The organism is Collimonas sp. (assembly GCF_044339385.1).
Taxonomy (GTDB): Bacteria; Pseudomonadota; Gammaproteobacteria; order Burkholderiales; family Burkholderiaceae_D; genus Collimonas.
The window spans coordinates 1-26,781 of record NZ_JBIIVN010000017.1 but is presented as its reverse complement, the minus strand read 5'-3'; the positions used below and the strand labels follow the sequence as shown (position 1 = coordinate 26,781).

25 protein-coding genes and 1 pseudogene are annotated in these 26,781 nt (G+C 56.4%); 5 read left to right on the top strand and 21 right to left on the bottom strand.

Translation table 11 applies throughout. The features are described from left to right. Nucleotides 1-842 (bottom strand): glutamine synthetase beta-grasp domain-containing protein (locus tag ACIQ0R_RS02505; RefSeq protein WP_395823363.1); only part of this gene is annotated, 842 nt, incomplete at its 3' end. Nucleotides 843-1,291: 449 nt separating this feature from the next. Here ACIQ0R_RS02505 and ACIQ0R_RS02500 point away from each other — a divergent pair. After that, nucleotides 1,292-1,756, top strand: a complete 465-nt coding sequence (locus ACIQ0R_RS02500; RefSeq protein WP_395823361.1) for a rhodanese-like domain-containing protein — start codon at nt 1,292-1,294, stop codon at nt 1,754-1,756. A 4-nt stretch (nt 1,757-1,760) separates the two neighbouring features. On the opposite strand, the gene ACIQ0R_RS02495 is transcribed toward ACIQ0R_RS02500, so the two are convergent. After that, nucleotides 1,761-2,261, bottom strand: a complete 501-nt coding sequence (locus ACIQ0R_RS02495) for a GNAT family N-acetyltransferase (protein WP_395823359.1) — start codon at nt 2,259-2,261, stop codon at nt 1,761-1,763. 75 nt (nt 2,262-2,336) lie between these two features. On the opposite strand from ACIQ0R_RS02495, the gene ACIQ0R_RS02490 reads away from it, so the two are divergent. After that, nucleotides 2,337-2,948, top strand: coding sequence for a DoxX family protein (locus ACIQ0R_RS02490; RefSeq protein ID WP_395823357.1), 612 nt, complete (start codon nt 2,337-2,339; stop codon nt 2,946-2,948). Between the two features lie 18 nt (nt 2,949-2,966). Here ACIQ0R_RS02490 and ACIQ0R_RS02485 read toward each other — a convergent pair whose 3' ends face one another. From ACIQ0R_RS02485 to ACIQ0R_RS02445, 9 genes are all read right to left on the bottom strand, one after another. Further along, on the bottom strand, nt 2,967-3,884 hold the full coding sequence (locus tag ACIQ0R_RS02485) for a delta(1)-pyrroline-2-carboxylate reductase family protein (protein ID WP_395823355.1): 918 nt from the start codon (nt 3,882-3,884) through the stop codon (nt 2,967-2,969). Nucleotides 3,885-3,978: 94 nt separating this feature from the next. After that, nucleotides 3,979-4,989 carry a trans-3-hydroxy-L-proline dehydratase gene (gene lhpH, locus ACIQ0R_RS02480; RefSeq protein ID WP_395823353.1) on the bottom strand — a complete coding sequence of 337 codons (1,011 nt, stop codon included), beginning with the start codon at nt 4,987-4,989 and terminating at the stop codon, nt 3,979-3,981. Between the two features lie 218 nt (nt 4,990-5,207). Further along, on the bottom strand, nt 5,208-6,335 hold the full coding sequence (locus ACIQ0R_RS02475) for a branched-chain amino acid ABC transporter substrate-binding protein (protein WP_395823351.1): 1,128 nt from the start codon (nt 6,333-6,335) through the stop codon (nt 5,208-5,210). A 298-nt stretch (nt 6,336-6,633) separates the two neighbouring features. Beyond that, on the bottom strand, nt 6,634-7,176 hold the full coding sequence (locus tag ACIQ0R_RS02470; RefSeq protein ID WP_395823349.1) for a heme-binding protein: 543 nt from the start codon (nt 7,174-7,176) through the stop codon (nt 6,634-6,636). A 295-nt stretch (nt 7,177-7,471) separates the two neighbouring features. Beyond that, nucleotides 7,472-8,320 carry an ABC transporter substrate-binding protein gene (locus ACIQ0R_RS02465; protein WP_395823347.1) on the bottom strand — a complete coding sequence of 283 codons (849 nt, stop codon included), beginning with the start codon at nt 8,318-8,320 and terminating at the stop codon, nt 7,472-7,474. A 9-nt stretch (nt 8,321-8,329) separates the two neighbouring features. Then, nucleotides 8,330-9,103 carry an ABC transporter permease gene (locus tag ACIQ0R_RS02460; RefSeq protein ID WP_395823345.1) on the bottom strand — a complete coding sequence of 258 codons (774 nt, stop codon included), beginning with the start codon at nt 9,101-9,103 and terminating at the stop codon, nt 8,330-8,332. Nucleotides 9,104-9,271: 168 nt separating this feature from the next. Continuing rightward, entirely contained in the window at nt 9,272-10,273 is a 1,002-nt protein-coding gene (locus ACIQ0R_RS02455; protein WP_395823343.1) for an ABC transporter substrate-binding protein, read from the bottom strand. After that, complete coding sequence (locus ACIQ0R_RS02450; RefSeq protein ID WP_395823341.1) at nt 10,197-11,042, bottom strand: ABC transporter ATP-binding protein; 846 nt, start codon at nt 11,040-11,042, stop codon at nt 10,197-10,199. The genes ACIQ0R_RS02455 and ACIQ0R_RS02450 overlap by 77 nt, the downstream gene beginning before the upstream one ends. 206 nt (nt 11,043-11,248) lie before the next feature. After that, nucleotides 11,249-12,169, bottom strand: coding sequence for an SDR family oxidoreductase (locus ACIQ0R_RS02445; RefSeq protein ID WP_395823339.1), 921 nt, complete (start codon nt 12,167-12,169; stop codon nt 11,249-11,251). An 11-nt stretch (nt 12,170-12,180) separates the two neighbouring features. Between ACIQ0R_RS02445 and ACIQ0R_RS02440 the strand changes: the two genes are divergently transcribed. From ACIQ0R_RS02440 to ACIQ0R_RS02430, 3 genes are all read left to right on the top strand, one after another. After that, nucleotides 12,181-13,206, top strand: coding sequence for a CDP-6-deoxy-delta-3,4-glucoseen reductase (locus ACIQ0R_RS02440; RefSeq protein WP_395823337.1), 1,026 nt, complete (start codon nt 12,181-12,183; stop codon nt 13,204-13,206). Nucleotides 13,207-13,445: 239 nt separating this feature from the next. Then, a complete protein-coding gene (locus ACIQ0R_RS02435; protein ID WP_395823335.1) occupies nt 13,446-14,648 on the top strand; it encodes an acetylornithine transaminase in 1,203 nt (400 codons plus the stop codon). Nucleotides 14,649-14,676: 28 nt separating this feature from the next. Further along, nucleotides 14,677-15,159 (top strand): C40 family peptidase, encoded by a 483-nt coding sequence (locus ACIQ0R_RS02430; protein WP_395823333.1) that lies wholly within the window; start codon nt 14,677-14,679, stop codon nt 15,157-15,159. A 157-nt stretch (nt 15,160-15,316) separates the two neighbouring features. Here the strand turns inward: ACIQ0R_RS02430 and ACIQ0R_RS02425 are convergent, their stop codons facing one another. The 10 genes and pseudogenes from ACIQ0R_RS02425 to ACIQ0R_RS02380 all read right to left on the bottom strand — a co-directional run bounded on the left by ACIQ0R_RS02425 (nt 15,317) and on the right by ACIQ0R_RS02380 (nt 26,233). Next, nucleotides 15,317-15,454: a hypothetical protein gene (locus ACIQ0R_RS02425; RefSeq protein ID WP_395823331.1), complete on the bottom strand. Its 138-nt coding sequence runs from the start codon at nt 15,452-15,454 to the stop codon at nt 15,317-15,319. Nucleotides 15,455-15,463: 9 nt separating this feature from the next. Beyond that, nucleotides 15,464-17,602 (bottom strand): dihydrolipoyl dehydrogenase, encoded by a 2,139-nt coding sequence (gene lpdA, locus ACIQ0R_RS02420; RefSeq protein WP_395823329.1) that lies wholly within the window; start codon nt 17,600-17,602, stop codon nt 15,464-15,466. Between the two features lie 76 nt (nt 17,603-17,678). Further along, nucleotides 17,679-18,248, bottom strand: a complete 570-nt coding sequence (locus tag ACIQ0R_RS02415) for an MFS transporter (protein WP_395823327.1) — start codon at nt 18,246-18,248, stop codon at nt 17,679-17,681. 98 nt (nt 18,249-18,346) lie between these two features. Further along, a complete protein-coding gene (gene aceF / locus ACIQ0R_RS02410) occupies nt 18,347-19,675 on the bottom strand; it encodes a dihydrolipoyllysine-residue acetyltransferase (RefSeq protein ID WP_395823325.1) in 1,329 nt (442 codons plus the stop codon). Between the two features lie 116 nt (nt 19,676-19,791). Then, the gene (gene aceE, locus ACIQ0R_RS02405; protein ID WP_395823323.1) at nt 19,792-22,488 is read right to left on the bottom strand and encodes a pyruvate dehydrogenase (acetyl-transferring), homodimeric type; all 2,697 of its coding nucleotides are present in this window, start codon (nt 22,486-22,488) and stop codon (nt 19,792-19,794) included. A 554-nt stretch (nt 22,489-23,042) separates the two neighbouring features. Then, on the bottom strand, nt 23,043-23,663 hold the full coding sequence (plsY, locus tag ACIQ0R_RS02400; protein WP_395823321.1) for a glycerol-3-phosphate 1-O-acyltransferase PlsY: 621 nt from the start codon (nt 23,661-23,663) through the stop codon (nt 23,043-23,045). A 33-nt stretch (nt 23,664-23,696) separates the two neighbouring features. Beyond that, nucleotides 23,697-24,182: pseudogene (locus ACIQ0R_RS02395) on the bottom strand (aminoacyl-tRNA deacylase). 156 nt (nt 24,183-24,338) lie between these two features. After that, nucleotides 24,339-24,539: a hypothetical protein gene (locus tag ACIQ0R_RS02390; RefSeq protein ID WP_395823319.1), complete on the bottom strand. Its 201-nt coding sequence runs from the start codon at nt 24,537-24,539 to the stop codon at nt 24,339-24,341. A gap of 225 nt (nt 24,540-24,764) precedes the next feature. After that, nucleotides 24,765-25,706: a site-specific tyrosine recombinase XerD gene (gene xerD, locus ACIQ0R_RS02385; protein WP_395823317.1), complete on the bottom strand. Its 942-nt coding sequence runs from the start codon at nt 25,704-25,706 to the stop codon at nt 24,765-24,767. After that, the gene (locus ACIQ0R_RS02380) at nt 25,703-26,233 is read right to left on the bottom strand and encodes a methylated-DNA--[protein]-cysteine S-methyltransferase (protein ID WP_395823365.1); all 531 of its coding nucleotides are present in this window, start codon (nt 26,231-26,233) and stop codon (nt 25,703-25,705) included. Before ACIQ0R_RS02380 ends, xerD begins: the two co-directional genes overlap by 4 nt. Between the last annotated feature and the right edge of the window lie 548 nt (nt 26,234-26,781).

Sequence of the window (26,781 nt, the reverse complement as noted above, 5' to 3'; positions counted from 1 at the left end):
CCGTCTTTCAATACCGATTGGTGGACGTGCATACCGGAGCCGTTATCGCCAACGATCGGCTTAGGCATGAAAGTGGCAGTCTTACCGTAGGTGTGGGCGACGTTCCAGACCACGTACTTCAGGTTCTGGGTCCAGTCGGCACGCTCAACCAGCGTCGAGAACTTGGTGCCGATTTCATTTTGGCCGGCGCCAGCCACTTCGTGGTGATGCACTTCAACCGGGATACCCAGCGACTCCAGAATCAGACACATTTCCGAACGCATGTCCTGGAAGCTGTCGACCGGTGGCACTGGGAAGTAGCCGCCCTTGACGGTTGGACGATGGCCGGTATTGCCGCCTTCGAGCTTGGCGCCGGTGCTCCACGATGCTTCTTCGGAACCGATCTTGACGAAGCAGCCCGACATGTCGGCGCCCCAGCGGACGTCGTCGAAAATGAAGAATTCTGGCTCTGGACCAAAATAAGCGGTGTCGCCCAGCCCCGACGACTTCAGGTAGGCTTCGGCACGCTTGGCGATCGAGCGCGGATCGCGGTCATAGCCTTTGCCGTCGGATGGCTCGATAACGTCACATTGCATGAACAATGTGGTTTCTTCCATGAACGGATCGATGTTTGCGGTGTTTGGATCCGGCATCAGCAACATGTCGGAAGCTTCAATACCCTTCCAGCCAGCAATAGAAGAACCGTCGAATGCATGACCCGACTCGAATTTATCGATATCGAAATGGGAGACCGGAACAGTTACGTGCTGTTCTTTACCCTTGGTGTCAGCAAAGCGAAAATCAACGAATTTGACTTCGTTGTCTTTTGCCATTTTCAAGACTTCTGTGGCCGTCATTGCCATGTGAATCTCCTAAAGATGAAAGTACTTGCAAAAAAGTACTACAGTTTTTAAATTGTGCGCCATGCTCAGTATCTATTACGCGCGGCTTGCAGCGTCGCAGTAACATCATGTACAGGCAGTAAGCCTTTTAAAACCGGACAGCAATCCAATATGACCAGAATGACCAGAACTCAATCCGTGATGATAGCAGAATCCATGCCACCGCCCGCTTCCGGCGTGGCCCTTATTTGGACTGGTAATATGCTCGCTTGACAGACTTAACAGGGCATTTTACCGCCTCAGGCATGATGATTGGCGCGAACGCAGCTCACCGTAATGGTGCGGAAAATAGCAAAATCTCCATTTTTGTGCACTTGTCGGATTTCAATGAAAATATGCTTCATATTGGTGCAATTTAAAAAAGGGGCAGGCCCTGACATCGCAATACGATAATTTTCTGGAGAAATATGATGAAGACCAGCAATGAACTGCTCACCATTGCCAGGGAACGCGGCCAGCAAGCCCACCTGCCCTACGCTGGCGCCCTCACGCCGAGCGAAGCCTTGGCGTTATTGCGGGCCGATCCGGCCGCAATACTGGTGGACGTGCGCACCAACGCCGAGCGCGACTGGGTCGGCCGGGTGGCAATAGCGGAAGCGCAGCATGCGGCAGTGCAATGGTCGCAATATCCGGGCGGTATCCAGAATCCGGATTTCCTTGCGCAACTGGCGCAAGTAGCGGAAAAAGGCGCACCTTTGTTGTTTCTCTGCCGTTCCGGCGTGCGCTCGCAACATGCGGCCAAACTGGCAACCGAGTACGGCTATCGCAACTGTTTCAATATCCTGGAGGGTTTCGAAGGCGACAAGGACGATAACGGCCATCGCAAGAACCTCAACGGCTGGTGCAAGGCAGGCCTGCCTTGGCTGGGCGCGTGAGCGATCAGCATGGTTGAAGGGCGAGAATCCGGTTCTCATATTTTTGCTCTTCAAACTCGTGCCAGGTCATGCCGAGATCGGCGAAGCCGTAGGCCTTGTAAAAACCCAAGGCCTGCGTATTGCCGGCCCAGGCCGTCAGCCAAAGCCGCTCACCGGCATTGCCGATGGCGTGATCCAGCAGCGCGCGACCTATGCCGCGGCCATGGAAGTGCTCCTGCACATACAGCGTATCGACCTCGACACCGCCATAATTGTTCGTGGCGCATGGCGAGTCCAGGTCGAGCAGGATATAGCCCAGCAAATTGTCGTCATGCACGTCCACGAACAGGCGGTAACCGGCATCATCAATCAGCGCCTGGAAGTACGCTGGCGTAAACGTCGACAATACTTCACGCGCCAGAGCGTCGCTAACACCTTCAGTGGCATAGGTGTGCAGCCAGACCTGTATCGACAAAGCGGTCAGGCTCATGCTATCGGCTGCTATCGCACCGCGAATCAAATTCATCTCCTTTGTCTTTGTGCCTGGGACCGGAACTAATCCCCAGCGATAATAGTCTGCAACGGCGCTACTTGCGCGCATGTGCCGCATGTGCCGCATGTGCCGCATGTGCCGCATGTGCCGCATGTGCCGCATGTGCCGCATGTGCCGCATGTGCCGCATGTGCCGCATGTGCCGCATGTGCCATCAGCATTTTTCATCAGGGGAAACCGCATGAATTTCATTGATCGCGTCTCCCGATTGCGCCAGTCTCTGCATTGGCTGCCGCTACCGCTGGCACGCATCAACGTTGGCCTGTTTTTCTCAATTTCTGGCTACAATAAATTGTTCGTGTCCGCCAACCAGACTGCCATGCTGGAGACGATGCGGCATGCTGGCATCCCGTTTCCAGAGTTCAATGCAGTGTTCGTCGCCCTGCTCGAGTTTATTTTCGGCGCACTGCTGGCCCTGGGTTTGCTGACCAGGCCGGCGGCGTTGATCCTGTTGGCAATCGTCGCCGTCGCCACATTCACCGACGGCATCCACAAAATTCCGGTCGGGCTTGGCCCGCTCGACTGGTACGACTGGTTTCTGTATCTGCCGGAAGTACTCTATGGCCTGCTGCTGTTTTGGATATGGTGCGCCGGCAGCGGTCGTTTTGGCGCTGACCAGTCCATGACGAAGCGCTGGCCTTCATTGCAGCGCCTCCTCTAAATCGTTAAGCAAGACCGATCACAGAGAGGCGATTGCCACCCGCGCCGCGGCCAGGTCCCGCGCCGCCTGGCCGACGGTTTTATACACAGGCAACAACGGTTGCTGCACAAATCCGTGCGCAAGCAAATCCGACAACTCGCGTACTTTGCCCCAATCGATTTTTGCCTGCAGCAGATCGCCGGCTTCATGCTTGGCACCGGCCAGACAATCGACCGCTACTGTACGGCTATGCAACAGTTCGGCGGGAAACTCCACCATGTCGGGCTTGAATGCACCGACACCGATGGCCAGCGTATTGGGTGCGATATGCACAGGAATCACCGCACTGCGGGCAGTGGTGAGGGCTATCATGACATCGACAGGTGGCGCTTCAGCGGCCAGTTCAGCGGTGCCCAGCGGCTTGACCGCGATCTGCGGGTGGCGCAGTTGCAAGCCCTCGCAAAATGCCTGCGTCTTTTGAGGATCGCGCGCGGCCACCCAGAATACATCGACGCCGAAATAATCGATCAGAGCCTCGGCATGCGCAAGCGCCTGCACGCCGGCGCCGATCAACAACGCTGATTGCGGTTTCACTGGCAGCAAGGCCTCAATGCCCAGCAGGCTCACCGCTGCGGTGCGGCGCGCTGTGACGGTCGGTCCATGCAGCAATGCCAGACGACGGCCGCTGGCAGAATCGAACACGACTACCTCTCCCTGAATCGCCGGAAATTGGTATTGCCCATTGTTGGCGTGCACGGTGATCAGCTTGGTCATGCCGATATCGGCGGCGACAGCCAGCATGCACAGCAGCACGCTGGCAGGATCGATTTCCACCACCATCCGCTCCGGAACATTGATCTCGCCTTCGCGCAGTTGCTGCGCGACCTTGACCAGCGCCGCAACCAGTTTGGCATAAGGCAGCGCAGCAGCGGTGCCTTCGGCATCAAAGATTTTCATGTCTTTTCTCTATTGGCCAAACAGTGTTGAAGCATCACCGCAGCACGGGGATGCACTCTCTCGGCTCAGCTGCACACGTAATCAGACAACACGATCAGCGCAAGAAGAAACCCTGTGGAAACGGATCGCTGTCTTCCAGCACCCACTGATTAAATCCCATGATATGCGCATTGCCGGTGACTTCAGTAATCGCCGCATCGAACGCGCCAACCTGAGCTACCTCGATCACCTTTACCCGAAAACAACTGCCGACGATACTTTCATTTACCAGCGTCTGGTTCAACGCCAGTTTGCCGCGCAGGAACAATTGCGCGGCGCGACCAGACGTACCGGTGCCGGTCGGTGAACGATCGACTTCACGATCGGCGAAGATACAAACGTTAGACTGATCCGCGGCCGGATTGTTCGGCGCACCATCAATGATGGTGCCGTACAGCGTGTCCAGCCCAGGCTCCAACGGATGCCGGATCTGCACCTTGGCCTTGACCGCGTGCTTGGTTTCCGCACCCAGCTGGATCAGGCTGCGCACCTGGTCCGGCTTGATCGTGAGGTTGGCCTGATCGGCGTTCATGTAGTAGTAGAAGGCGCCGCCGAAAACGATGTCGCCGATGGTCTTGCCGAAGCTTGGCGTCTCGACTTCGACGTCGCGTTGATAAATGAATGCCGGTACATTGCGGAAAGTCACATCGCCCACGCGCTGGCCGTCCCACTCGACCTGCGCTTCGATGAAGCCGGCCGGGGTATCAAAGCCGATGCGGGTCAGCGGCACATTACGCTCGACGTGATTCAATTCGACCAGCACCTTGCCCAGCGCAATGATGCCGTGGCCGCACATGTCGCTGTAGCCTTCGTTATGGATGAAGATCACGCCGGAATCGGCGGCCGCGGTAACCGGCGGCAACAGATACGCACCGTACATATCGGCATGGCCGCGCGGCTCGTTCATCAAGAACTGATGCAGATCATCGCGCTGTCCCTTGAGCCAGCTGCGGCGTTCCAGGATGGTCTTGCCGGGGACTGGCGGCAAACCGGAAATCACGATGCGCAGCGGCTCACCGCCGGTGTGTGCATCGACCGTATGGATTGTGCGTGTGTAACTTAGCATGGAGATTTTTTTGTGAAAAGTAACGAGGTCAATTATCGACCTGCGTTTTGAAATGCATAGGCTGGGCAGTGCTGCCTGCGACGCGCGTAAATCGCACTTGCTCCGCCTGCCACAGTAAGACGAGGGCAAAAAAATGCAACCCTACTGACTTCACGAAGAGGCCTGGAGCGGCCGCAGAAAAGGCTGGCTACGCTTGACGTAGCCAGGCCCGAGAATGCTTAGTAGCTGGTCAGCGCCTCCGGCACACCACCCTTAAAACGATATACCGTCACTGGCGATTGTTTCAAATCGTGATTGGCGTCAAATTCATAGACACCGGCCACGCCCTTGTAATGGATCTTTTCCATCGCTGGCAGATATTGTTTCGGCTCCACCGAATTGGCTTCCTTCATCGCCTGAGCGATCAGCAGCATGCCGTCATAAAACGATGCAGCGTAGGTTTCGGCAGGACGGTTGTAACGCTTCTGGTATTCAGCGGCAAAGGTTTTACCTGAGGCCAGCTTATCCAACAACGCGCCGCCCTGAGTGCAATACACCTGGTCGGTTATCGCATCGCCGCCGAGACGACCCATTTCCGGGGCACAGATGCCGTCACCGCCGAGCATGAGCGTATTTAAGCCCAGTTGCTTCATCTGACGCATCATCGGGCCGCCTTGCGGGGAATAGCCACCGTAGAAAATCGCGTCCGGTTTCTTCGGCTTGATGGAGGTCAGGATAGCAGTGAAATCGGTTGCCTTGTCGTTGGTGAAATCGTTGCTGACGACCTGGATGCCGTTAGCCTTGGCGACTTTGGCAAATTCTTCTGCCAGCCCTTGGCCATAGGCGGTGCGATCATCGATGATCGAGACTTTCTTGATCTTCAGTTCTTTGGCGGCATACAGCGCCATCTTGCCGCCCAGTTGGCTATCACTGGCCGCTACGCGGAATACCGATTTGAAGCCTTGCAAAGTTACCTTCGGGTTGGAGGCAACGGTGCCCATCACGATACCGGCATCGTTATACACGCGCGACGCCGGGATAGTCACACCAGAGTTGTAAGGACCAACTACCGCCTTGACGCCCAGGTCGACCAGCTTTTGCGCGACGCCGACACCCGAGCGCGGATCGGCCTGATCATCCTCCATTTGCGCTTCAAACTTGATTTTCTTGCCGCCGATAACCAAGCCCTCGCTGTTCAGGTTATCGATGGCCATCACCAATCCACCTTGGTTGTCGCGGCCTGCGGATGCCTGAGCACCGGTCAGGGGGCTGCTAAAACCGATCTTTACTACTTGTGTCTCCTGCGCCATTGCGAGCGCTGGGAATGCTGCCAGCATCACCATCATCAGTTTGGTCCGTGCGTACATGACTTTTCCTTTCGTCTGTCTTTAATAGTGTTTTTTTAATATCGGCACGCATCGTCGGGCGTGCGCGCTGGGAAGTCTCTTGCAGATCGAATCCTAGCAGGGACGCTGCCACATTAAATTCTTTTATACGACGGCTTCCCCGTAGATTCGATGGCAACATGACCCGATTCCTGGTTGATTTATATTTTCCCTCAACGCACAAGAAAACAAACTGTTGGCGCAAGGCATGCTGATGACGCAGGCCCACCAGAGGAACTCTCCTGTATCAGCACGCCTCATCAAGCGGCTGCTCAACTGCTTATTGACCACTAAGAAATTCATCAATCCCGGCTTGCACAAAGCTGGCGTCCAGCTCTGGCGTGGCGCCGCTGATGCCAATACCTCCTAAGTGCATGCCCTCTTTAGTGATGATCGGCAGACCACCTTCAAGCAGCAGGAATCCCGGAACGGAACCGTAAGGGTTGCCCGCGAGCTTGGCGCTTCTTTCCGCCAACGTTTTTGTCGATACGGGAAAGCGGGCTGCAGTCGACGCCTTCATCTGAGACACCTCGATACTACCGGCGCTCGTATCATCCATACGGCGGAAGTACTTCAGGTTGCCATGCTGATCAACGATGCTGATGACTATCCGAAAAATTTTTTTCGATGCCGCGGCCTCTGCCGCATTCGCCATCTTTTGCGCCATCTCTAGCGTGATGGTGCTTTTTCCGTCATAAAGACGCTGAACCTGATCCTGTTTTTCGGGCAATGGCCCTGATGTATCGCGCGAGCCCTCAGACACTTGCGCGGCTGCGCTGCTGCAAACAAGCAAAAATCCAATCAGGGGGAAAAGAGATTTCATATTGCTTCCTGTTAAAAATTATCCGCTTCCGGTGCGCTTTCTTTCTTGCGCCATCGGGCTTTGCTCAATCAGAGAAATGCATCTTGCCACAAGCAAGCAAGCGTTATCTGCCCAGCGCCTGGGGCCGATGAGCCAATACATTCCACAGTTGTGGGGCGCAATCCACAACATATTGCAATATACACAATACACATCACGAGGGTGAGGTAATCAGCACAAACGGATTTGCAAAAGCGATCTGCGAAGATTCAGCGGCGTGCGAGACAAATAACGGTCTATTAAGAGGCCCGGGTGATTAAGAGGCCCTGCTGACCAAGAGGTACCAATGACAATCCGGAACGTTCTGCTCCAGATAGCCTTCGAAGGCGACATCGTTGATCCACCTTTTGCGATTGCCGGCCCAGTAGCCGTTGCCACTCCATTCCCGCGATAGTTGCTGCAGGTAGTCGCCGAGGTCTGCATCTGCGAGCCTGAATGCGAAGGTCAATACGGCCGGATTGGCGTCAAGCGGCAGGCTGGCGGAAAATTTCTTCCACTCAGGCAGCTCGAGCAAGCCGTTCAACACGGCGTCGTCATGGACCGTAGCGTCGCAGCTGCCGGTCCTGAGCGCCAGCAACGCGTCCGCCGGCGCCTCGAGCACTTTTTCGTGCGCGCCATATTGTGCCGCCAGTGTGGCGACATACGCACCACCTGCAGCCACGCACAAGGTGCGCCCCTTGAGTTGCGCCACGCGTTTGATGTCGGTATCGCTGCGCATGATCAGTTTTGGGCGTGATTGATAGGCAGAAGGCAACAACCGCGCGGACGAAGCCAACGCATCGGCATCGTCTTTCTTCAGATTCAGCAGCAGCACGTCGACCTGCTGTTGCGCCAACAACTGCTGTCGATTTTTTGCCGTCACCTTGAGCATCACCAGACGGACGCCAAGCCGCTGTGCCAGCCCGACTGCGACGGCACTGTCAAAATTTTCGGGGGTACGATACTTCTCGCCAGCCGTGTACTCAGGCACCACGTAGCTGACGCCGACCACCAGCTTGCCGCGCAGCCGGATCTGCTCCAGCGTGCCGGCGGTAGCGGTCATTTGCAGCGCGCTAGCCAGCAGCAATGCTATGGCTTGGCGAAAGAATAATGACGGCGCGTTCATCGAAGAGATTTAGACGTACTGGTAACGCAACACCCGATGCTTGAGGTTTTCCAGGATTACCTGATCAATCAAGGCCGCCAAAATGGCGATGGCGAGGATGTTGGTCATCACGCCGACCATGTCGGCGGTTTCCCCGGCATAGACCAAGGTGCACCCCAATCCCTTGCCGAAACCAATCAGCATTTCCGCCGAAATCAGAGCGCGCCAGGCATTGCCAAACGCCAGTTGGGCGCCGGTAATCAGCTCCGGCATCACTGCCGGCAGATAAACCCGCTTCAGCATTTCCCAACGTGAAGCGCCCATCACGCGCGCCGCCGATACGTGTACCTGCTGCACACTTTCAGTCGCATTCATGACGCTCAGTGCTGCCGGGAAAAATGCTGCCAGCGCGACCACCACCATGATCGGCAGATTGCCGAAACCCATCAATATCAGAAACAGCGGCACCCAGGCAATCGACGGAATCGATTGCAGGATGATGATGGCCGACTTCAATACTTCACGGAAAAAAAACAGCACCGCGCCGATCAAACCGAAGCCGATGCCGAACAACATGGCCGCTGCATAACCGCCGCCGAGCCGGGTCAGGCTACCCCACAATCCGGTGCGAAATTCCGGCGTCTGCACTTCCTGCCACAAGCGTGCCAGCACCGGCAGTACGCCCGGCATCAGGAAATCCGGCAAAGGCCACGCCGCTACCTGCCACAGCAGAAAGATCGACAGGATAGCCAGCAACATGGCAAGTTTTTTGCGGTAACCAACTAGCCGGCTTTGAGTACTCATAGATGAATCAAAACAATACGTATTTTAAAGATTAAAGATATATGGAAAAACAGCGGAACGAGAACGCATAGATCACTACAACGCCAACCTCACTCCCGCGAACCGGGGAATGCATTCTCATTACCCTGCTCAGCAACCTGGGTCCCTGCATTCGCCGGGACGATATGCTCAAAGCTTGCGATCCTTTTGCCAATCCAGATCGATGATCGCGTTGACGTTGAACGGCTTGCCGTCACGCGTCTTCAAGGAACCTTGCTGTTGCAGGATGTTAGCCAGCTCTTGCATCCGCGCCAGTTCCTTTGGGGTCAGCGCGGCGCTGAAAGTCTGGCTCCTGATGGCATCGCGGATCACTGTTTCTCGCGGCAGGTCGCCCTGCTTCAGGGTCTTCAGGGTTGGATCGGCAATGAAGTAAGCGGCAATCAGCCTGGATGCTGCGGTCAGATCTTTTTGCAGCAGATCGATTGCTTCACGTTGCGCGTCCAGCGACTTCCACACCGCGTCGCGGCGTTTCGCCAACGTTTCGCCGGAGGTGATCACTACCATGCACGGGAAAGGCCAGACTTCGCCGACTTCGTAGATTTGTCTGACCGGCGCCACCAGTTTAGCAATACTGGCCTGCGGTTCGAACAGGAATGCCGCATCGACGCGCTTGCCGACCAATGACTGCACCGCCACTTGCGGACTGACGCCAAGGATGCTGACATCGTCGGCCTTGAGGCCGGCGTTCTTTAGCGTCACGCCCTTGAGCACGGTATCGGCAGTGCTGCCTTCGGCCTGCGACGCCAATGTGCGCCCCTTTAATCCGGCCACATCCTTGATGCCGCTATCGTCGCGCACCACGAGCGCGTGATAACCATGCTGAGCACCAGCCACCACCTTCAGATCGGCGCCTTTGGAAGCCCACGCCGCAGCATTGGTGAAGCCCAGCACACCACTGTCGAGCTGACCGCCAACGATGGCCTTGATCAGGTCGGTGCCAGACTTGAATTCAATCAGCTCTACATCCAGCCCTTGTTTCTTGTAGAAACCGCCTTCATAGGCTGCGATCGCTTGCGCATCGTCCATGACGCGCAGATAGCCGATCTTGAATTTTTCATTGGCATACGCCTGCGCTGTCAGCGACAACAACAACGCCGGAATCAGTAACAAACGCGTCAGATTGAATCTCATGCTGCAACTCCCTTTCGTTTTTTACGACTTCATCTTGCTCGGCATGAATCCCGAGCAGCCCAAGAATTTCCCGCCGAACGGCGGCAAATTCGGAAAGATCGTGAGTCTTTTCGTGGTGATTCAAATTAAATTCGCGCAACACCTTGGCCGGGCGCGGGCTGAACACCAGAATGCGGTCAGCCAGGAACAGGGCTTCGTCGACATCATGCGTTACCAGCAGCACCGTCGGCCGCTCTTCCCGAATCAGCTCACGCAGCGCATCCTGCAAAGTCATGCGCGTCAACGCATCGAGTGCGCCGAACGGTTCGTCCAGCAGTAACACTTTCGGCTTGGTAATGAATGCACGCGCCAGCGCCGCGCGCTGCCGCATACCACCGGAAACCTGGTGCGGGTAATACGCTTCAAAACCTTGCAGACTGACCTTGGCCAGCCAGTCGCGCGCCTGCTCGCGCGCATCGGCCTTGGCTACCCTTTGCAGTTCCAGCGCCAGCGCCACGTTAGCCTCCAGCGTCAGCCACGGATACAACGCGTTCTCCTGGAACATCAGCATGCGTTCCGGATGCGGCCCTTTGACAGGCTTGCCGTCGGCCAATACCGCACCGCTAGTCGGTACGGCCAAGCCGGCCGCCAAGTGCAGCAGCGTCGATTTGCCGCAGCCCGACGGGCCGACCAGTGCCACCAACTCGCCCTCTTCGATCTCACGACTGAAGTCGTCGATGACCGGCAAGCCGGAAAACTGCTTATTTATTTGCTTAAAAGATAACTTCATTGCGGTAGAAACGCCTTTGTAGCTTGCAGCACTGTCGTCTGGTTGGATCGCGACCCGCCGCTCGTCCGCGACGGGCGGTTTAATTGATGAGCGAATTAACGGGGATTTTTTGTTTATTTTTCACTTTATCGGCCAACTTTCCACCTTGCAACAACTTATAACTTCTATGCTTATGCGAAAAACGAATATACAAATGCCAGCACGCCTCAATCCGGATTCACCGACACTGCCATCGCCGACAACGCCGTCTGCACAGTCGGGTAACGCAAGCGCACCCCCAGCTCCGACTTGATGCGCTGGTTGTGCAAACGGCGCGACTCTGACATAAAAGACAACAGCATCGGCGAGACCTGCTGTGCCAGCTCTGCACGCGGCAATCTGGGCGGCGGCGCTAACGCAAATGCGTTGGCCACCAGATCGAAATAGTCGGCCATCTTCAGTTGCGAGTCGTCGCTGGCGTGGTAGATACGCAATGGCGACGCCCGGAAGATCGCAGCCACAATAATCTGCGCCAGATCATCGGCATGAATATGGTTTGTATACACATCGTCTGCCGCGCTCAGGGCCGGCGTTGCTTTATGCAAGCGCTCCAGAGGCAAGCGGTTTGCTGCGTAAATGCCCGGCACCCGCAGAATCGACAGGTTGCCGGCACGGCGCCGGGCCCATCCTCGCAACACCTGCTCGGCATCGATGCGGCGCTTGGCACGGGCATTGTGTGGCCGCGGCAGCCGCGTTTCATCAATCAAAGCACCGTCACAGTCGCCATAGACGCCGGTGGTACTGATGTAAACAAGCGTGGTCCGCTCGGGTAAAATAGCGGCCAGGTTACGCGTGCGCAGGTCTTTTTCACCCGCAGACTGCGGTGGCGCCAGATGCACAACGATTTGTGCCAGACGCGCCAATCGCGCCAAAGTTGCTGGTTGATCAAGGCCAGCCACCAGCGGCACCGCCCCGGCTGCGCGCAATTCAGCGCAGCGCGTTGGCTGGCTGGTTACCGCGAACACACGGAAATGGCGCTTCAGTAAAGGCAAAAGGCGCAGCCCAACGTCGCCGCAACCAAGAATCAACAGGCGCGGCTTGCCAAAGTGGGCAGGCTGGGCATCATGGTTTTGTTTAATATTTTTCATTACAGGATTGTATGAGTTTCCAGATAACTGTCCAGCCAAGTGGCCGCCAATTTAGTTGCGACGAAGGCGAAACTATCCTCAACGCGGCGATACGCGCTGGGGTCGGCCTGCCGTACGGTTGCAAAAATGGCGCTTGCAGTTCGTGCAAAGGCAAACTCGTTGATGGCAACATTACCCACGGCACACATCAGGAAAAAGCGCTGCCGGTGAAGGAAGAAGAACTTGGTTTCGCTCTGTTCTGCTGCGCTACGCCGCATTCCGACGTCACCATCGAAGCGCGCGAAGTGGCCGGCGTCGGCGAATTTCCCGTGCGCAAGATGCCGCCCCGCGTCGCCAAGATCGATAAGGTCGCCGACGATGTGATTGTGCTGTCGCTGCAATTGCCCGCCAACGAACGCTTGCAATATCTGGCTGGCCAGTATGTGGAATTCATGCTGCGCGACGGCAAACGCCGCAGCTATAGCATGGCTAACGCCCCATACAAGGACGATTACCTGACCCTGCATATCCGCCACATGCCCGGCGGCCTGTTCACCGACCATGTGTTCGGCAGCATGAAGGAACGCGACATCCTGCGCCTCGAAGGGCCGCTCGGCACTTTCTTTCTGCGTGAAAATTCAAATAAACCGATGGTGTTGCTGGCCTCCGGCACCGGTTTCGCGCCGATCAAGGCGCTGGTCGAGCAAGCGGTGCATAACCAATCGCAGCGGCCGATGACCCTCTACTGGGGAGGCCGCCGCCCGCAAGACCTGTACATGATGGCTTTGTGCGAAGAGTGGGTCGCGACGCTGCCGAACTTCAAGTTCGTGCCGGTGATTTCAAATGCCCAGGCCGACGACAATTGGCAGGGCCGGACCGGCTTCGTGCATCAGGCCGTCATCGAGGACCTGCCCGACCTGTCGGCCTACCAGGTCTATGCCTGCGGCGCACCGATTGTGGTGGAGTCGGCGCAGCGCGATTTCGTCGCCCTGTGTCAACTGCCATCGGAAGAATTTTATGCCGATTCATTTACATCGGAGGCGGATCTGGCGCAGTAAGCCCGCCGCGCCAATCGCGCTGAGGACGCACGACAACAACCCCGCAAATATTTTTTGACGCACCACACAAAAGGTCCTAATATTTGCGTCATGAACAGGATCAAGACATTGTTGCGACGCCATAGCCCATTGCCATTGCCAGGTAAGCCGTGCGTGTGACCGTTGTCTGATCACGAAGCCACAGGCGACGCCTGTGGTTTTTTTTTGCCCTTTTTTGGAGTAACGATATGGAGCACAGCGTGAAGTTCAGGGAATACCCGGTCAACGACCTGATGTACATCACCAACCGCCCGCCGCTGGTATTTACGGAAGGCGACGGCATGTGGATGAGCGATCACACCGGTAAGCGCTACCTGGATTATTTACAGGGCTGGGCGGTTAATGCGCTGGGCCATTCGCCACAGTGCATTCAGGATGCACTGATTGCGCAATCCAAGAAAATCCTTAATCCATCGCCAGCTTTCTACAACGCGCCCTCGGTCGAACTGGCCAACCTGCTGACCGCCAACTCCTGCTTTGACCGCGTGTTCTTCACCAACAGCGGCGCCGAAGCCAACGAAGGCGCAATCAAGCTGGCGCGCAAATGGGGCAAGAAGAATCCAAATCAGGCCGGTCAACACCGCTTTGAAATCATCACCTTCAACCATAGCTTCCACGGCCGCACCTTGGCCACCATGTCTGCCAGCGGCAAACCGGGCTGGGACAGCATTTTTGCGCCACAAGTACCGGGCTTCCCCAAAGCCGAACTTAACGATCTCGACAGCGTCGCAAAGCTGATCACCGACAAGACCGTAGCGGTCATGCTGGAGCCGGTCCAAGGCGAAAGTGGCGTGATTCCGGCTAGCCGCGAATTCATGCAGGCGCTGCGTGAGTTGACCAAGAAACACGGCATCCTGTTGATTGTCGACGAAGTGCAATCCGGCATGGGCCGCACCGGCGAACTGTTCGCTTATCAACTGTCAGGCATCGAACCGGACATCATGACCCTTGGCAAAGGCATCGGCGGAGGCGTGCCATTGGCAGCCTTGCTGGCGCGCGAAGAGATCGCCTGTTTCGAAGCCGGCGATCAAGGCGGCACCTACAACGGTAATCCGCTGATGACCGCGGTCGGCGTAGCCGTCATCAAGACACTGCTGGAACCGGGCTTCCTGCAATCGGTCAAGGACAAGGGCGCCTACCTGAGCAGCGAATTGTTGAAACTAACTGCTAAACACGGACTCGAAGGCGAGCGCGGTGAAGGCTTGTTGCGCGCGTTGAAACTTGGCAAGGATATCGGACCGCAAATCGTCGATATCGCACGCGACCTGAACCCGGTCGGCCTGCTACTGAATTCGCCGCGCCCCAACCTGCTGCGTTTCATGCCGTCGCTGAATGTCACGACAGCTGAGATCGATCAGATGATTGCGATGCTGTCGGATGTGCTGAGCAAACTGGAAACATAACCCGCGCCGACGCAGCGAAGGATGGCCGATGACACTTAGAAATTTCCTGGTTCTCTGTTGCGTGTTGTTGCTGGCCGCCTGCGGCGGTGTCAGCTCGGTCCGCCCCGGCTCGGCCGACAATACGCCCATCAGCGACAAGGGCAACGATATCGTCATCTATTCGCTCGGCCTGATCGATACCAATTATCGCTTCGGCGGCAAGAACCCGGAGGCTGGACTAGACTGCAGCGGCATGGTCAGCTATGTCTACCAGCAGGCGGCCGGCCTCAGAGTCAACGGCAGCGCCGCCGACATTGCACGGCAAGGCCGGCCGATCAGCAAAGTCCAGTTGCGGCCCGGCGATCTGGTATTTTTTAACACTATGCATCGGCCGTTTTCCCATGTCGGCATCTACATTGGCGACGGCCGTTTCATCAATGCGCCGTCGACCAACGGCAAGGTGCGCATTGATCGCCTCGACAATCGTTATTATGCGACGCGCTTTGAAGCGGTGCGCAGATACTTCGACTGACGCTTAAACTGACGCTTAAACTGACGCTTAAACTGACGCTTAAACTGACGCTTAAACTGACGCTTAAACTGACGCTTAAACTGACGCTTAAACTGATGCTTAAACTGATGCTTAAACTGACGCTTGGACTGACGCTTGGACTGACGCTTGGACTGATTTACTTAGAATAATAAAAACGCCGCTCCGATTCGCATCGCAGCGGCGTTTTTTGCATGGTGTGCATGGTGTGCATGGTGTGCATGGTGTGCATGGTGTGCATGGTGTGCATGGTGTGCATGGTGTGCATGGTGCGCACCTTAGTTCTTTATTTCTTCTTTGGAATGAACAGATCGGTGATCGTACCCAGGCCCATCTCGGCCGCGAACATCGGCGTTTCAGACAAGGTCGGATGCGCGTGGACGGTCAGCGCCAGGTCTTCCAGGTCCGCGCCCATCTCCATCGCCAGCACGGTTTCGGCCAACAGTTCGCCAGCATTCACGCCAACGATTCCGGCACCGATGATGCGCTTGGTGCTCGGATCCCACAACAGCTTGGTCATGCCGTCGTCGCGGCCCATCGCCAATGCACGGCCGCTGGCCGCCCATGGGAAATTGGCTTTCTCAAACGGAATGCCCTTGGCCTTGGCTTCGTTTTCGGTCAAGCCCATCCATGCAATTTCCGGATCGGTGTAGGCCACCGACGGAATCGTCATCGCATCGAATTCAACCTTGTGGCCGGCGATCACTTCCGCCGCCACCTTGGCTTCATTGGTGGCCTTATGCGCCAGCATCGGATCGCCGCAGATGTCGCCGATGGCGAAGATGTGCGGCACGTTGGTGCGCTGCTGCTTGTTGGCCGGGATAAAACCGCGTTCATTGACGATGACGCCAGCCTTCTCGGCCGCGATTTCCTTGCCGTTCGGGCGACGGCCGACGGCCACCAATACCATGTCGTAAAGTTGCGGTTCCGGTGCTGCCGGGGCGCTGCTGTCGGCCCCTTCAAAGGTGGCGCGCAGCCCTTCCTTCAAGGCTTCCAGTTTGGTGACCTTGGTCTTCAGGTGGATCGCCTCGTAGCGCTTCTCGATGCGCTTTTGCAGCGGCTTGACGACATCGCGGTCAGCCGCAGGAATCAAACCGTCGGCGAATTCGACGACAGTCACCTTGGAACCCAGCGCGTCATACACGCAAGCCATTTCCAGGCCGATGATGCCGCCGCCGATAACCAGCAATTTCTTGGGGATCTGGCGCAGTTCCAGCGCGCCGGTGGAATCGATCAGACGTGGGTCGTCATAAGGGAAACCAGGGATTTTAGCGACTGAAGAGCCAGCGGCAATAATTGCATTCTTGAAGCCGACTACCTGCGGGCCATCCGCAGTTGTCACGGTAATCGTGTTGGGCGAGCTGAACTCACCCTTACCGGTCAGCACTTGCACTTTGCGGGCCTTGGCCAGGCCGGACAAGCCGCCGGTCAGTTTCTTGGTGACGCTTTCTTTCCAGCCGCGCAGCGCATCGATATCGATTTCAGGAGCCGACATCTTGACGCCGAAATGCGCCATTTCTTCCGCTTCAGTGATGACCTTGGCTGCATGCAGCAAGGCCTTGGATGGAATACAGCCGACATTCAGGCAAACCCCGCCGAGGCTAGGATAGCGCTCGATCATGACGACGCTCTGACCCAGATCGGCAGCGCGAAAAGCTGCGGTATAGCCGCCGGGACCGGCGCCAAGGACTACGGTATCGCACTCGACGTCAACCTTGCCGGCATAGCTGGCGGCGGCAGGCGCGCTGACGGCTGGAGCTGGAGCTGAAACTGCTGCAGGCGCAGGGGCCGCGGCAACAGCGGCTGCGGCTGGAGCGGCGGCACTAGTGGTTTCCAGCAGCACGGCTATCGAACCTTCGCTGACCTTGTCGCCAACCTTGACTTTGACTTCCTTGACGATACCGGCCTGGCTCGATGGAATTTCCATGCTGGCCTTATCCGACTCGACCGTCATCAGCGATTGATCCAGCTTGACCGTATCGCCAACCTTGACCATCAGCTCGATGGCATCGACTTCCTTGACGTCGCCGATATCCGGAACCTTGATTTCAATCGTGCTGGCGAGGCCCGCAGCGGCAGGAGCTGCTGCTGGAGCTGCTGGAGCTGCTGGAGCTGCTGCAACTGCTGCAACTGCTGCAACCGGCGCAGCAGACAGGTCGGGTGCGGCGACGGCTGGAGCAGCAGCGCCGGCGGCTTCCACTACCAGCACCAGCGAACCCTGGCTGACCTTATCACCAACCTTGACCTTGATTTCCTTGACGACGCCGGCCTGGCTCGATGGAATCTCCATGCTGGCCTTGTCCGATTCGACCGTGATCAGGGATTGGTCAACCTTGATCGTATCGCCCACCTTGACCATCAACTCGATGACTTCAACTTCATTGACGTCGCCGATATCCGGGACCTTGACTTCAACCATACTCATAACATTCGCTCCGTTCTCAATCTGCCGAGAAATTAATTGATTTTTAGTGTGGTGCCGGTGCTACACGGCCTGCAAGCTACCTTTTCATGTCGATACTGTGAATCCGCAACGGCGTCGCAGAGCTCTTGTCGAACTCAACGCCGGCATGAATGCCAATCTCAGCAATACGCTGCGCGCTGATGTCTTGCTCGTAGACTGCGTACATCGCGCCGAGGGCAAAATTGCGGCCGCTGCCGATGCCCCAGAAACGATCAAAACTGAATACTTCGCGATACGAATACACGCCGAAAATACCATAAGGATTGGCGATCAGCACCGTGATCTGCGATGACTCGTACGGATCGTCCTCATCTTCCTTGGTATTCAAGAAATATTGATCCTTGAGGATGGTGTGCACCTTGGAAAAAGTGTCGAATACATCCTCGCGATTATTCAGCTTGCAGTCTTCTCCCATGCCGGTCAGCAGTTTGCGCATGACCGGGAAGTGGGCGGCAGTGCCGGCCAGCGTGATGTAGGATTCGCCAACCTGGAATATCTTGTTGTTGACCTCATAGGCATGCGACAAGCGCGTATCGCCGAAAGTCACCAGCGAATCTGACGCAATCGCGATCTGCCCGTTTTTTTTGACGACGACGCAAGTAGTCATAGTTGCTCTCCAACGCTATGCCCATCGACCGGTGGGCGGGCACACCGCACCCGTCCAGCCCCGTAAATACGCGCGGGTATTTTCCTACCCGCCCTGCATTACAACAAGGTCTTGCGCATGTCGGCCAATACTTCAGCCAGATAGACGCTGAAACGCGCACCCATCGCACCGTCGATGACGCGGTGATCGTAAGACAGCGATGTCGGCATCAGCAGGCGGGGTACGAACTGCTTGCCGTCCCAGACCGGTTTCATCGACGCTTTTGACAAGCCCAGGATCGCAACTTCAGGCGCATTGATGATTGGCGTAAAGGCGGTGCCGCCGATGCCGCCCAGCGACGAGATCGTGAAGGTCGCACCTTGCATGTCGGCCGGTTTCAGCTTGCCGTCGCGCGCTTGCGCCGACAACTCGCCCATTTCCAGAGCGATCTGGCTGATACCCTTTTTGTCGGCATCTTTGATCACCGGCACCACCAGGCCATTCGGCGTGTCGGCAGCAAAGCTGATGTTGTAGTACTGCTTGAGGATCAGGTTTTCACCCTTGCCATCCAGCGAGGAATTGAATGCCGGGAATTTCTTCAGCGCCGCGACGCTGGCCTTGATGACGAACGCCAGCATGGTCAGCTTGACCGGCGACTTGGCCTTGGCAAAGCTGTCGTTGGCTTGCTTGCGGAATTCTTCCAGCTCAGTGATGTCGGCTTCGTCGAACTGCGTCACGTGCGGAATCATGACCCAGTTGCGATGCAGGTTGGGGCCGCTGAGTTTTTTGATGCGCGACAATGGCAGCAACTCGGTCGGACCTTGCTTGCTGAAATCCAGCGATGACCAAGCCAGCAGATCCAGGCCAACACCGCTGCCCTTGCTTGCTGGCGCTGCGCCGTGCGTGTTTGCCGAACCGGCAATCACGCCCTTGACGTAGTGCTGCACATCTTCATGGGTGATGCGGGCCTTGATACCGGTACCGGCAACGCGGCTCAGATCAACGCCCAGCTCACGCGCAAATTTGCGAACCGATGGCGAGGCATGCGGAATGCCGCCAGCGCTATTGGCAGATGCTGGCGCGGCAACGGGCGCAACAGGTGCTGTTGCCGGAGCTGCTGCGGGCGCAGGGGCCGGAGCGGCTGTCGCAGGAGGCGGTGCAGGCGCCAGTGCAGGTGTCGCCGCTGCGGCTGGCGCCGCTGCTGCCGTTGCATCGGCTTCCAGTAACAGCACCAATGTGCCTTCCTTGACCTTGTCACCCAGCTTGATCTTGAATTCCTTGACTACACCGGCGTGGCTCGACGGGATTTCCATGCTGGCTTTGTCGGATTCGACCGTGATCAGCGACTGATCAACTTTTACCGTATCCCCGACTTTTACCATCAATTCAATGACTTCAACTTCACTGACGTCGCCGATATCCGGGACCTTGACTTCCACCATACTCATCGCTTAGCTCCATTTATTCTGCCCGCTGTGAAGTACTACCCCATGCTTCACATTCGTGGAAATATGTTTTGTAGGGTGGGCATGCAATGCCCACCCTACTCGTCCGGTTATTGCTGTTATTGCGTGACCGGATTCGGTTTCTCCGGGTTGATACCATACTTGGTAATCGCATCGGCGACAACCGAGGCCTTGATCTTGCCTTCGTCTGCCAACGACTTCAATGCAGCCACCGCGACATAATAGCGATTAACTTCAAAGAACTCACGCAGTTTGGCGCGTGTATCGGAACGACCAAAACCATCGGTGCCCAGCACTTTGTATGTCCGGCCAGCTGGTATGAACGCGCGCACCTGCTCGGCGAAAGTACGCATGTAGTCGGTAGAGACCACGATCGGGCCGCTGCTGCCTTGCAAGCACTCGGTGATGTGCGCCACGCGCGGCGTTTCCGTCGGATGCAGCATGTTCCAGCGCTCGACATCCTGACCGTCGCGGGCCAGCAATGTGAACGACGGTGCCGACCAGACATCGGTATCGACGCCCCAGTCGCTGGCCAGCAGCGCTGCACCTTCGATGACTTCGCGCAGGATCGTGCCCGAGCCCAGCAATTGCACCCGCAGCTGGTTCTGCTTGCCGCCTTCTTGCAGCAGATACAAGCCCTTGATGATGCCCTCTTCCTGGCCTTCCTTCAGACCTGGATGGCTGTAGTTCTCGTTCATCAGCGTCAGGTAATAGAACACGTCTTCCTGGTTGGTGACCATGCGGCGCAGGCCGTCATGCATGATCACTGCGACTTCGTGCGAGAAGGTCGGATCGTAAGGCACGCAGTTAGGGATGGTCGATGCCAGCACATGGCTGTGGCCGTCTTCGTGCTGCAACCCTTCGCCGTTCAACGTGGTGCGGCCAGCAGTGCCGCCCAGCAGGAAGCCGCGGGCGCGCATGTCGCCGGCTGCCCATGCCAGGTCGCCGATACGTTGCAAACCGAACATCGAGTAATAAGTGTAGAACGGGATCATGACCCGGTTGTTGGTCGAGTACGAAGTCGCCGCGGCAATCCACGAGCTCATGCCGCCGGCTTCGTTGATACCTTCTTGCAGAATCTGGCCGGCCTTGTCTTCGCGGTAGTACATCACCTGGTCTTTATCGACCGGCTCATACAACTGACCGACCTGGCTGAAAATACCGATCTGGCGGAACAGGCCTTCCATCCCGAAAGTACGCGATTCGTCGACCATGATCGGCACCACGCGCGGGCCCAGGCTCGGGTCGCGCAGCAAGGTATTGAGGATCCGCACGTAAGCCTGGGTTGTGGAGATTTCACGGCCTTCGGCGGTTGGCTCTAAGGCGCCTTTGAATGCCGACAATTCCGGCACGATCAACTCTTCGTCAGCCTTCTGGCGCCGTTGCGGCAGATAGCCGCCCAGCGCCTTGCGGCGGGCGTGCAGGTATTGCATTTCCGGGGTATCGTCGGCGGGCTTGAAGAACGGCACACTTGGCAGTTGCTCGTCGGAAATCGGCAATTGGAAGCGGTCGCGCATGGCCTTGATGGCTTCGTCGTCGAGCTTCTTGGTATTGTGCGCGGTGTTGCGCGCTTCGCCGGATTTACCGAAACCGTAGCCCTTGATACTCTTGACCAGCAGCACTGTCGGCTGGCCCTTGTGTTCTTGCGCCACCTTGAAAGCAGCGTAAATCTTGTGTGGATCGTGGCCGCCACGGGTCAGATGCAAGATGTCGTCGTCCGACATCTTGCTGACCAGTTCCAGCAATTTCGGATGCTTGCCGAAGAAATGCTTACGCACGTAGGCGCCACCCTTGGCTTTGTAGTTCTGATATTCGCCATCGACGGTTTCCATCATCACGCGTTGCAGGATGCCTTCCTTGTCGTGTGCCAGCAGATCGTCCCAGCCTGCGCCCCAGATAACCTTGACGACGTTCCAGCCGGCGCCGCGGAAATTGCTTTCCAGTTCCTGGATGATCTTGCCGTTACCGCGCACCGGGCCATCCAGGCGTTGCAGGTTACAGTTGACCACGATCACCAGATTGTCGAGACGTTCACGACCGGCCATGCCGATCGCCCCCATCGACTCCGGCTCGTCCATCTCGCCGTCGCCGCAGAAGGCCCAGACCTTGCGGTTGGCGGTATCGGCGATGCCGCGGGCGTGCAGATATTTGAGGAAACGCGCCTGGTAGATCGCCATCAATGGGCCAAGGCCCATGGAGACCGTCGGGAATTGCCAGAAATCCGGCATCAGCTTCGGATGCGGGTAGGACGACAAGCCCTTGCCGTCGACTTCGCGACGGAAATGCAGCAGTTGTTCTTCGGTCAGGCGACCTTCAAGGAAAGCACGGGCGTAGACGCCTGGCGACGAGTGGCCCTGGATGTACAACAGGTCGCCACCGTGATTTTCGGAAGGGGCATGCCAGAAATGGTTAAAGCCAATGCCGAGCATGTTGGCCAGCGAAGCAAAACTGGACAAATGGCCGCCAAGGTCGCCGTCAAGACGGTTGGCCTTGACCACCATCGCCATCGCATTCCAGCGCATCCACGAGCGCAGGCGCTCTTCGATTTCCAGATCGCCAGGGCAATGCTCCCCCATATGGGCCGGGATAGTATTAACGTATGCGGTATTGCTGGAAAACGGGATCTGGGCGCCGCGACGACGGGCCAGATCAACCATTCTTTCCATCAGATAATGGGCGCGCTCAGGGCCTTCGGTTTCGATGACAGCTTCGAGCGCGTCAAGCCACTCTTGGGTTTCAATGACATCTGGATCGTTGGCGGCCTGGGCCAAAACCTGGTCGAGCTGGGCTGACATGCTGAGTCTCCTGAATTTGTGCGCCTGTCCAATTTAACATTGGATTAGCGGGTTGGGTCGCAAGCATCTACGTCACTTTGTAGACGGGTGCCAAATTCTAACAGGACTTTTTTCGACTTCCAAATAGCGATATTCATTTTCACAATGCGAAAATATGCTGCATGGCAAGGTAAAAATATCAAAATATCTTGTGGCGATACCTCCCCTCATACGAACAATAGAAAAAATGTCAGCACTATTGTTATGGTGCGTCGCAACAATAGTTGCAAATAGTTATGATAAAGATGTTACTTATATCCATTTCAATATAAAAAATAACGGAACTCAAAATAAAGAAGTGCTAACCGCTGCCGGTTAGCGCTTCTTCGATACCTTTGATACCGTTGATATTTTTGTGACAAGCCCTGCATCATCGTCGCTATCGTCGCTTAACGATGCCACCTCACAGCCTCAGCGCACGGCACGGCTGCGCATCGTTGTCAGCCATCGCCGCCGCCAACATGGCCTTGCGATTGGCGGCTTGCACCTGAAGCGGGTTGAATAACATAACCAGGTTAAACCGCTTTACCGCCATTTTTCTTGCTGCCGATGCGACTCTCTTTGCGCGCCAGCAGATTGCCGATGTTTTTAGCGTGACGGTAAATCAGCAGAGCGCTCATGACCACAATCGCCAGCAGGATCATGTCTGGCCCTTCCAGCAAGGTATAAAAGAAGGGCGCGAATACGCTGGCAACCAAGGCCGCCAGCGACGAATAACGGAACGCGTAGGCGATAATCAGCCAGGTGCCGATGGTCGCCAATCCAAGCCAGGGATTGATGCCGATCAAGATGCCAAGCAGCGTCGCCACGCCTTTGCCGCCGGCAAAGCGGAAAAACACCGGCCACAGGTGGCCCAGAAAAACTGCCAACGCAGCCAAGGCAACGGTGCCGTCGCCCAAGTCGAATTGCGGCCCCAACTTTTGCGTCAGCCAGACTGCCAGCCAGCCCTTGAAGCCGTCTCCCAGCAGCGTCAACGCGGCAGCGGTCTTGTTACCGCTCCTCAGCACATTGGTAGCGCCAGGATTATTCGATCCATAGGTCCGGGGATCGCCCAGACCAAACACCTTGCTGGTGAGGATACCAAACGAAACCGAACCGATGAGGTAGGCTGCGATAGTGAATAACAATGTATACATGCGTGTCTCTTTCTCTTGATAGGTTCAGGGCAGTCATTCGTCCAGCGCACATTGGACCGGCTGCGCTTGCAGCAGATCGAGCGCGATGTGCGGCGCCAGACCGATCAGGTAGCCACGACGACCGCCATTAATATAAATCTTTGGCAGCGCCAGAATGCTCTCCTCTATATATATGGGCATTACCTTGCGCGTGGCGAACGGCGACGTGCCGCCGATCAGGTAGCCGGAATGGCGATTTGCCACTTCCGGCTTGCACGGCTCGACCGATTTGCAACCGATCTGCCGCGCCAGGTTCTTGGTTGAGACTTTGCGGTCGCCGTGCATCAGAACCAGCAACGGCTTGGCGGCCTCGTTCTGCATCACCAGCGTCTTCACCACATGATGTTCATCGACTCCCAATGCGCGTGCCGATACCGTCGTGCCGCCATGTTCTTAATACTCATAGGGATGTTCGGTAAAGACCGCGCCATGCTTGCGCAGAAATTGCGTGGCCGGGGTCTCTGAAATGTGTTTTGTCATACTGGGCAAGTTGAATACACCGATGGATACCGGAGCATGCAAATAATATTGTCGTCAAACCGGAAGCGGCGACATTATGCAACGAGGCTGCGGATTTGTGACATTAACATTGATCCGCACCCCAGCCCGTGCATTGCAGCTGATTTTCAAGCCACCTTATGGTTGCTGCGGGGCGTCGGGGGCTGGCGCGTCGCTACCTGGCTCCTCGGGCTTCACCGCTTCATCGGATTCGACCTCTGCGGATTCAACTTCTGCGGACGTACCTTTCTCCAGCTTACGCTTCAGCTTTTCTTCCTTTTTCTTTTTCTTTTCTAATTCTTTTTGCCGTTTTTCATATTGAAAATTCGTTTTTGCCAATTGCGCCCCCTTAAATAAACTCTTTATCGATGTTGCACAGGATACAGGAGAAGCCCGCACATTGCGGAACAGAGTTGAGCTGTCGGGGCCGCAAGAAAAAGTTATCAAAGTATAAAATATACGGGATTTTGCAGCCTACGTACAGCATCAACCCCGACAAAAAATCACACAACATCAATGCTTTTCATTGAATTTATTTAACGCATTCAGGCAGTATGCAAGACTTCATCGTCCGCGCGGATGGTGTTCTTCATGCAATTTCTTCAGGCGTTCGCGGGCTACATGGGTGTAAATCTGCGTAGTCGAAATGTCGGCATGCCCCAGCAACAACTGCACCACCCGCAGATCGGCGCCATGGTTAAGCAAATGGGTGGCAAACGCATGGCGCAAGGTATGCGGCGACAACGGTGCATTGATGGCCGCCCGCAATGCGTACTTTTTGATCAAAGTCCAAAACATCTGGCGCGTCATCGCGCCACCGCGTGCCGTGACAAACAGCGCATCATCCATCTGGCCGTTCAGAATCTGCCCGCGCGCTGCGTCCAGATAACGCACGATCCAGCTGCGCGCCTCCTCGCCGAAAGGCAGCAGCCTGGTTTTATTACCCTTGCCGGTAACCCGCAGCACGCCTTCCTTCATGCCGACCTCGATCGTCTTCAACAGCACCAGCTCGGACACCCGCAAGCCGCTGGCATACATCAGCTCTAGCATGGTGCGGTCACGCAAGCCAAGCGGCGTGCTGACATCAGGCGCAGCCAGCAACGCCTCCACCTGGGCTTCCGATAACACCTTGGGGAAACGCGGCGCCTGCCTGGCCGAGCGCAGATGCAGGCAAGGATCGGTGCTGATGCCGTTTTGCCGCAAGGCCAGCAGGTAAAAACGCTTCAGTACCGCCAGCCGACGATTCGCTGAAGTCGCCTTGCTGCTGTCATGCCTGGCGAGAAAATAGGCGTTGAGATCAGCGGCGTCGATCGCCAGCAGCGACTTGCACTCGGGCTGCTCTTGCAACCACAGCGCGAACAAGGTCATATCGCGCCGATACGCTTCCAGCGAATTCTTGGCGAGGCCGTCTTCCAGCCACAGACTGTCGCAAAATTCGTCGATTGCGGTTTGATTGTCGGCACTCAGCACCGGTTTTGGCGGTTCATCGATACACGGTTTGCTCACAAGCCGACCACGCCTTCGTGCTGCAGCAGCCAGCGTTTGACGCGGATATGGAAACCGTCTTCGTCGTCGTGATGAGAAAACCCGCCGATACCGCCGGCTGCGGCGACGCGATGGCACGGGATCGCCAGCGGAAACCAGTTGGCGCCGCACGCCTGGCCTACCGCGCGCGGTGCCGACCCGACCAGCTTGGCAACCTGGCCATAGGTGAGCACTTGCCCACGCGGGATCGCGGCAATCGCCCTCCAGACCTTGTGCTGAAAAGCCGTGCCGAGCGGTGCCAGCGGCAGATCAAAGCGGAAATCAGGTTGCTCGACATAGCGGCTAACCTGCTGCGCCGCGCGTTCCGCCAGCGCATCGCTGGCGTCTTTTTCGTGAAATGACGGGGGTAGATAGACCAGTTCATGCACAAGGCCGGCTTCGGTGCGAATGCCGATGGCGCCAAACGGCACCGCCACAACAGCCGAGAAGTGCTGTGCCAGCAACTGGCCGCCAGCGACGCGTTTAAGGGGATTATCAGAAGACATCATATTCATGCCGTAGCATAAAATAAAAAAGGCGCATCTGTCGATGCGCCTCAAATTACTTCTGCATGCACTCCCGGCTGTTTCAACAGCTTCATTTGGAATGCACCGTCTCCTCAGTATCCCCGGTATCAATACCGTTCTTATGCACCACCACCTTAAAATATTCAACTTCGTCGGCGAACCTCGCAGCGACCTGCTTAAACTCTGAATTCTGTGTCACATAATTACCGCCGGAAACCGCAATCCGGATCAACCTGCTGCACCGTTAAGTGGCAAATCAAATTGTGGACGCACTGAAACAGGTGTTACTAAGGTTTAACAAATAATTTATATGAATCATATTAGCGAAACAATATAGGTTTTCACTAAATCGGTAACAATTACCCACAATAATTTTCTAAAAAGCAATCGATGTAGCAGAATTACTGAGCTTCCCTCGATTTTTCGTCTTCCAACAGGTGGCTTTTATGCCGCCTGTTTTTCCTGATGTTGCTCAGTGAGCCAGTCATCTAAATACTGGCAGGGTGAACGATAGCCAAGCGTCGAATGCT

What these genes read in the sequence shown, in the direction of transcription:
- ACIQ0R_RS02470 (WP_395823349.1), bottom strand. Translation starts at nt 7,176, where the DNA reads ATGAAATCTCTTTTCCCCCTGATTGGATTTTTGCTTGTTTGCAGCAGC.
- ACIQ0R_RS02450 (WP_395823341.1), bottom strand. Translation starts at nt 11,042, where the DNA reads ATGAAGTTATCTTTTAAGCAAATAAATAAGCAGTTTTCCGGCTTGCCG.
- ACIQ0R_RS02440 (WP_395823337.1), top strand. Translation starts at nt 12,181, where the DNA reads ATGAGTTTCCAGATAACTGTCCAGCCAAGTGGCCGCCAATTTAGTTGC.
- ACIQ0R_RS02415 (WP_395823327.1), bottom strand. Translation starts at nt 18,248, where the DNA reads ATGACTACTTGCGTCGTCGTCAAAAAAAACGGGCAGATCGCGATTGCG.
- ACIQ0R_RS02445 (WP_395823339.1), bottom strand. Translation starts at nt 12,169, where the DNA reads ATGAAAAATATTAAACAAAACCATGATGCCCAGCCTGCCCACTTTGGC.
- ACIQ0R_RS02485 (WP_395823355.1), bottom strand. Translation starts at nt 3,884, where the DNA reads ATGAAAATCTTTGATGCCGAAGGCACCGCTGCTGCGCTGCCTTATGCC.
- aceF (WP_395823325.1), bottom strand. Translation starts at nt 19,675, where the DNA reads ATGAGTATGGTGGAAGTCAAGGTCCCGGATATCGGCGACGTCAGTGAA.
- ACIQ0R_RS02465 (WP_395823347.1), bottom strand. Translation starts at nt 8,320, where the DNA reads ATGAACGCGCCGTCATTATTCTTTCGCCAAGCCATAGCATTGCTGCTG.
- ACIQ0R_RS02380 (WP_395823365.1), bottom strand. Translation starts at nt 26,233, where the DNA reads ATGATGTCTTCTGATAATCCCCTTAAACGCGTCGCTGGCGGCCAGTTG.
- lhpH (WP_395823353.1), bottom strand. Translation starts at nt 4,989, where the DNA reads ATGCTAAGTTACACACGCACAATCCATACGGTCGATGCACACACCGGC.
- lpdA (WP_395823329.1), bottom strand. Translation starts at nt 17,602, where the DNA reads ATGAGTATGGTTGAAGTCAAGGTCCCGGATATCGGCGACGTCAATGAA.
- ACIQ0R_RS02460 (WP_395823345.1), bottom strand. Translation starts at nt 9,103, where the DNA reads ATGAGTACTCAAAGCCGGCTAGTTGGTTACCGCAAAAAACTTGCCATG.
- ACIQ0R_RS02430 (WP_395823333.1), top strand. Translation starts at nt 14,677, where the DNA reads ATGACACTTAGAAATTTCCTGGTTCTCTGTTGCGTGTTGTTGCTGGCC.
- ACIQ0R_RS02455 (WP_395823343.1), bottom strand. Translation starts at nt 10,273, where the DNA reads ATGAGATTCAATCTGACGCGTTTGTTACTGATTCCGGCGTTGTTGTTG.
- ACIQ0R_RS02500 (WP_395823361.1), top strand. Translation starts at nt 1,292, where the DNA reads ATGAAGACCAGCAATGAACTGCTCACCATTGCCAGGGAACGCGGCCAG.
- plsY (WP_395823321.1), bottom strand. Translation starts at nt 23,663, where the DNA reads ATGTATACATTGTTATTCACTATCGCAGCCTACCTCATCGGTTCGGTT.
- ACIQ0R_RS02495 (WP_395823359.1), bottom strand. Translation starts at nt 2,261, where the DNA reads ATGAATTTGATTCGCGGTGCGATAGCAGCCGATAGCATGAGCCTGACC.
- ACIQ0R_RS02475 (WP_395823351.1), bottom strand. Translation starts at nt 6,335, where the DNA reads ATGTACGCACGGACCAAACTGATGATGGTGATGCTGGCAGCATTCCCA.
- aceE (WP_395823323.1), bottom strand. Translation starts at nt 22,488, where the DNA reads ATGTCAGCCCAGCTCGACCAGGTTTTGGCCCAGGCCGCCAACGATCCA.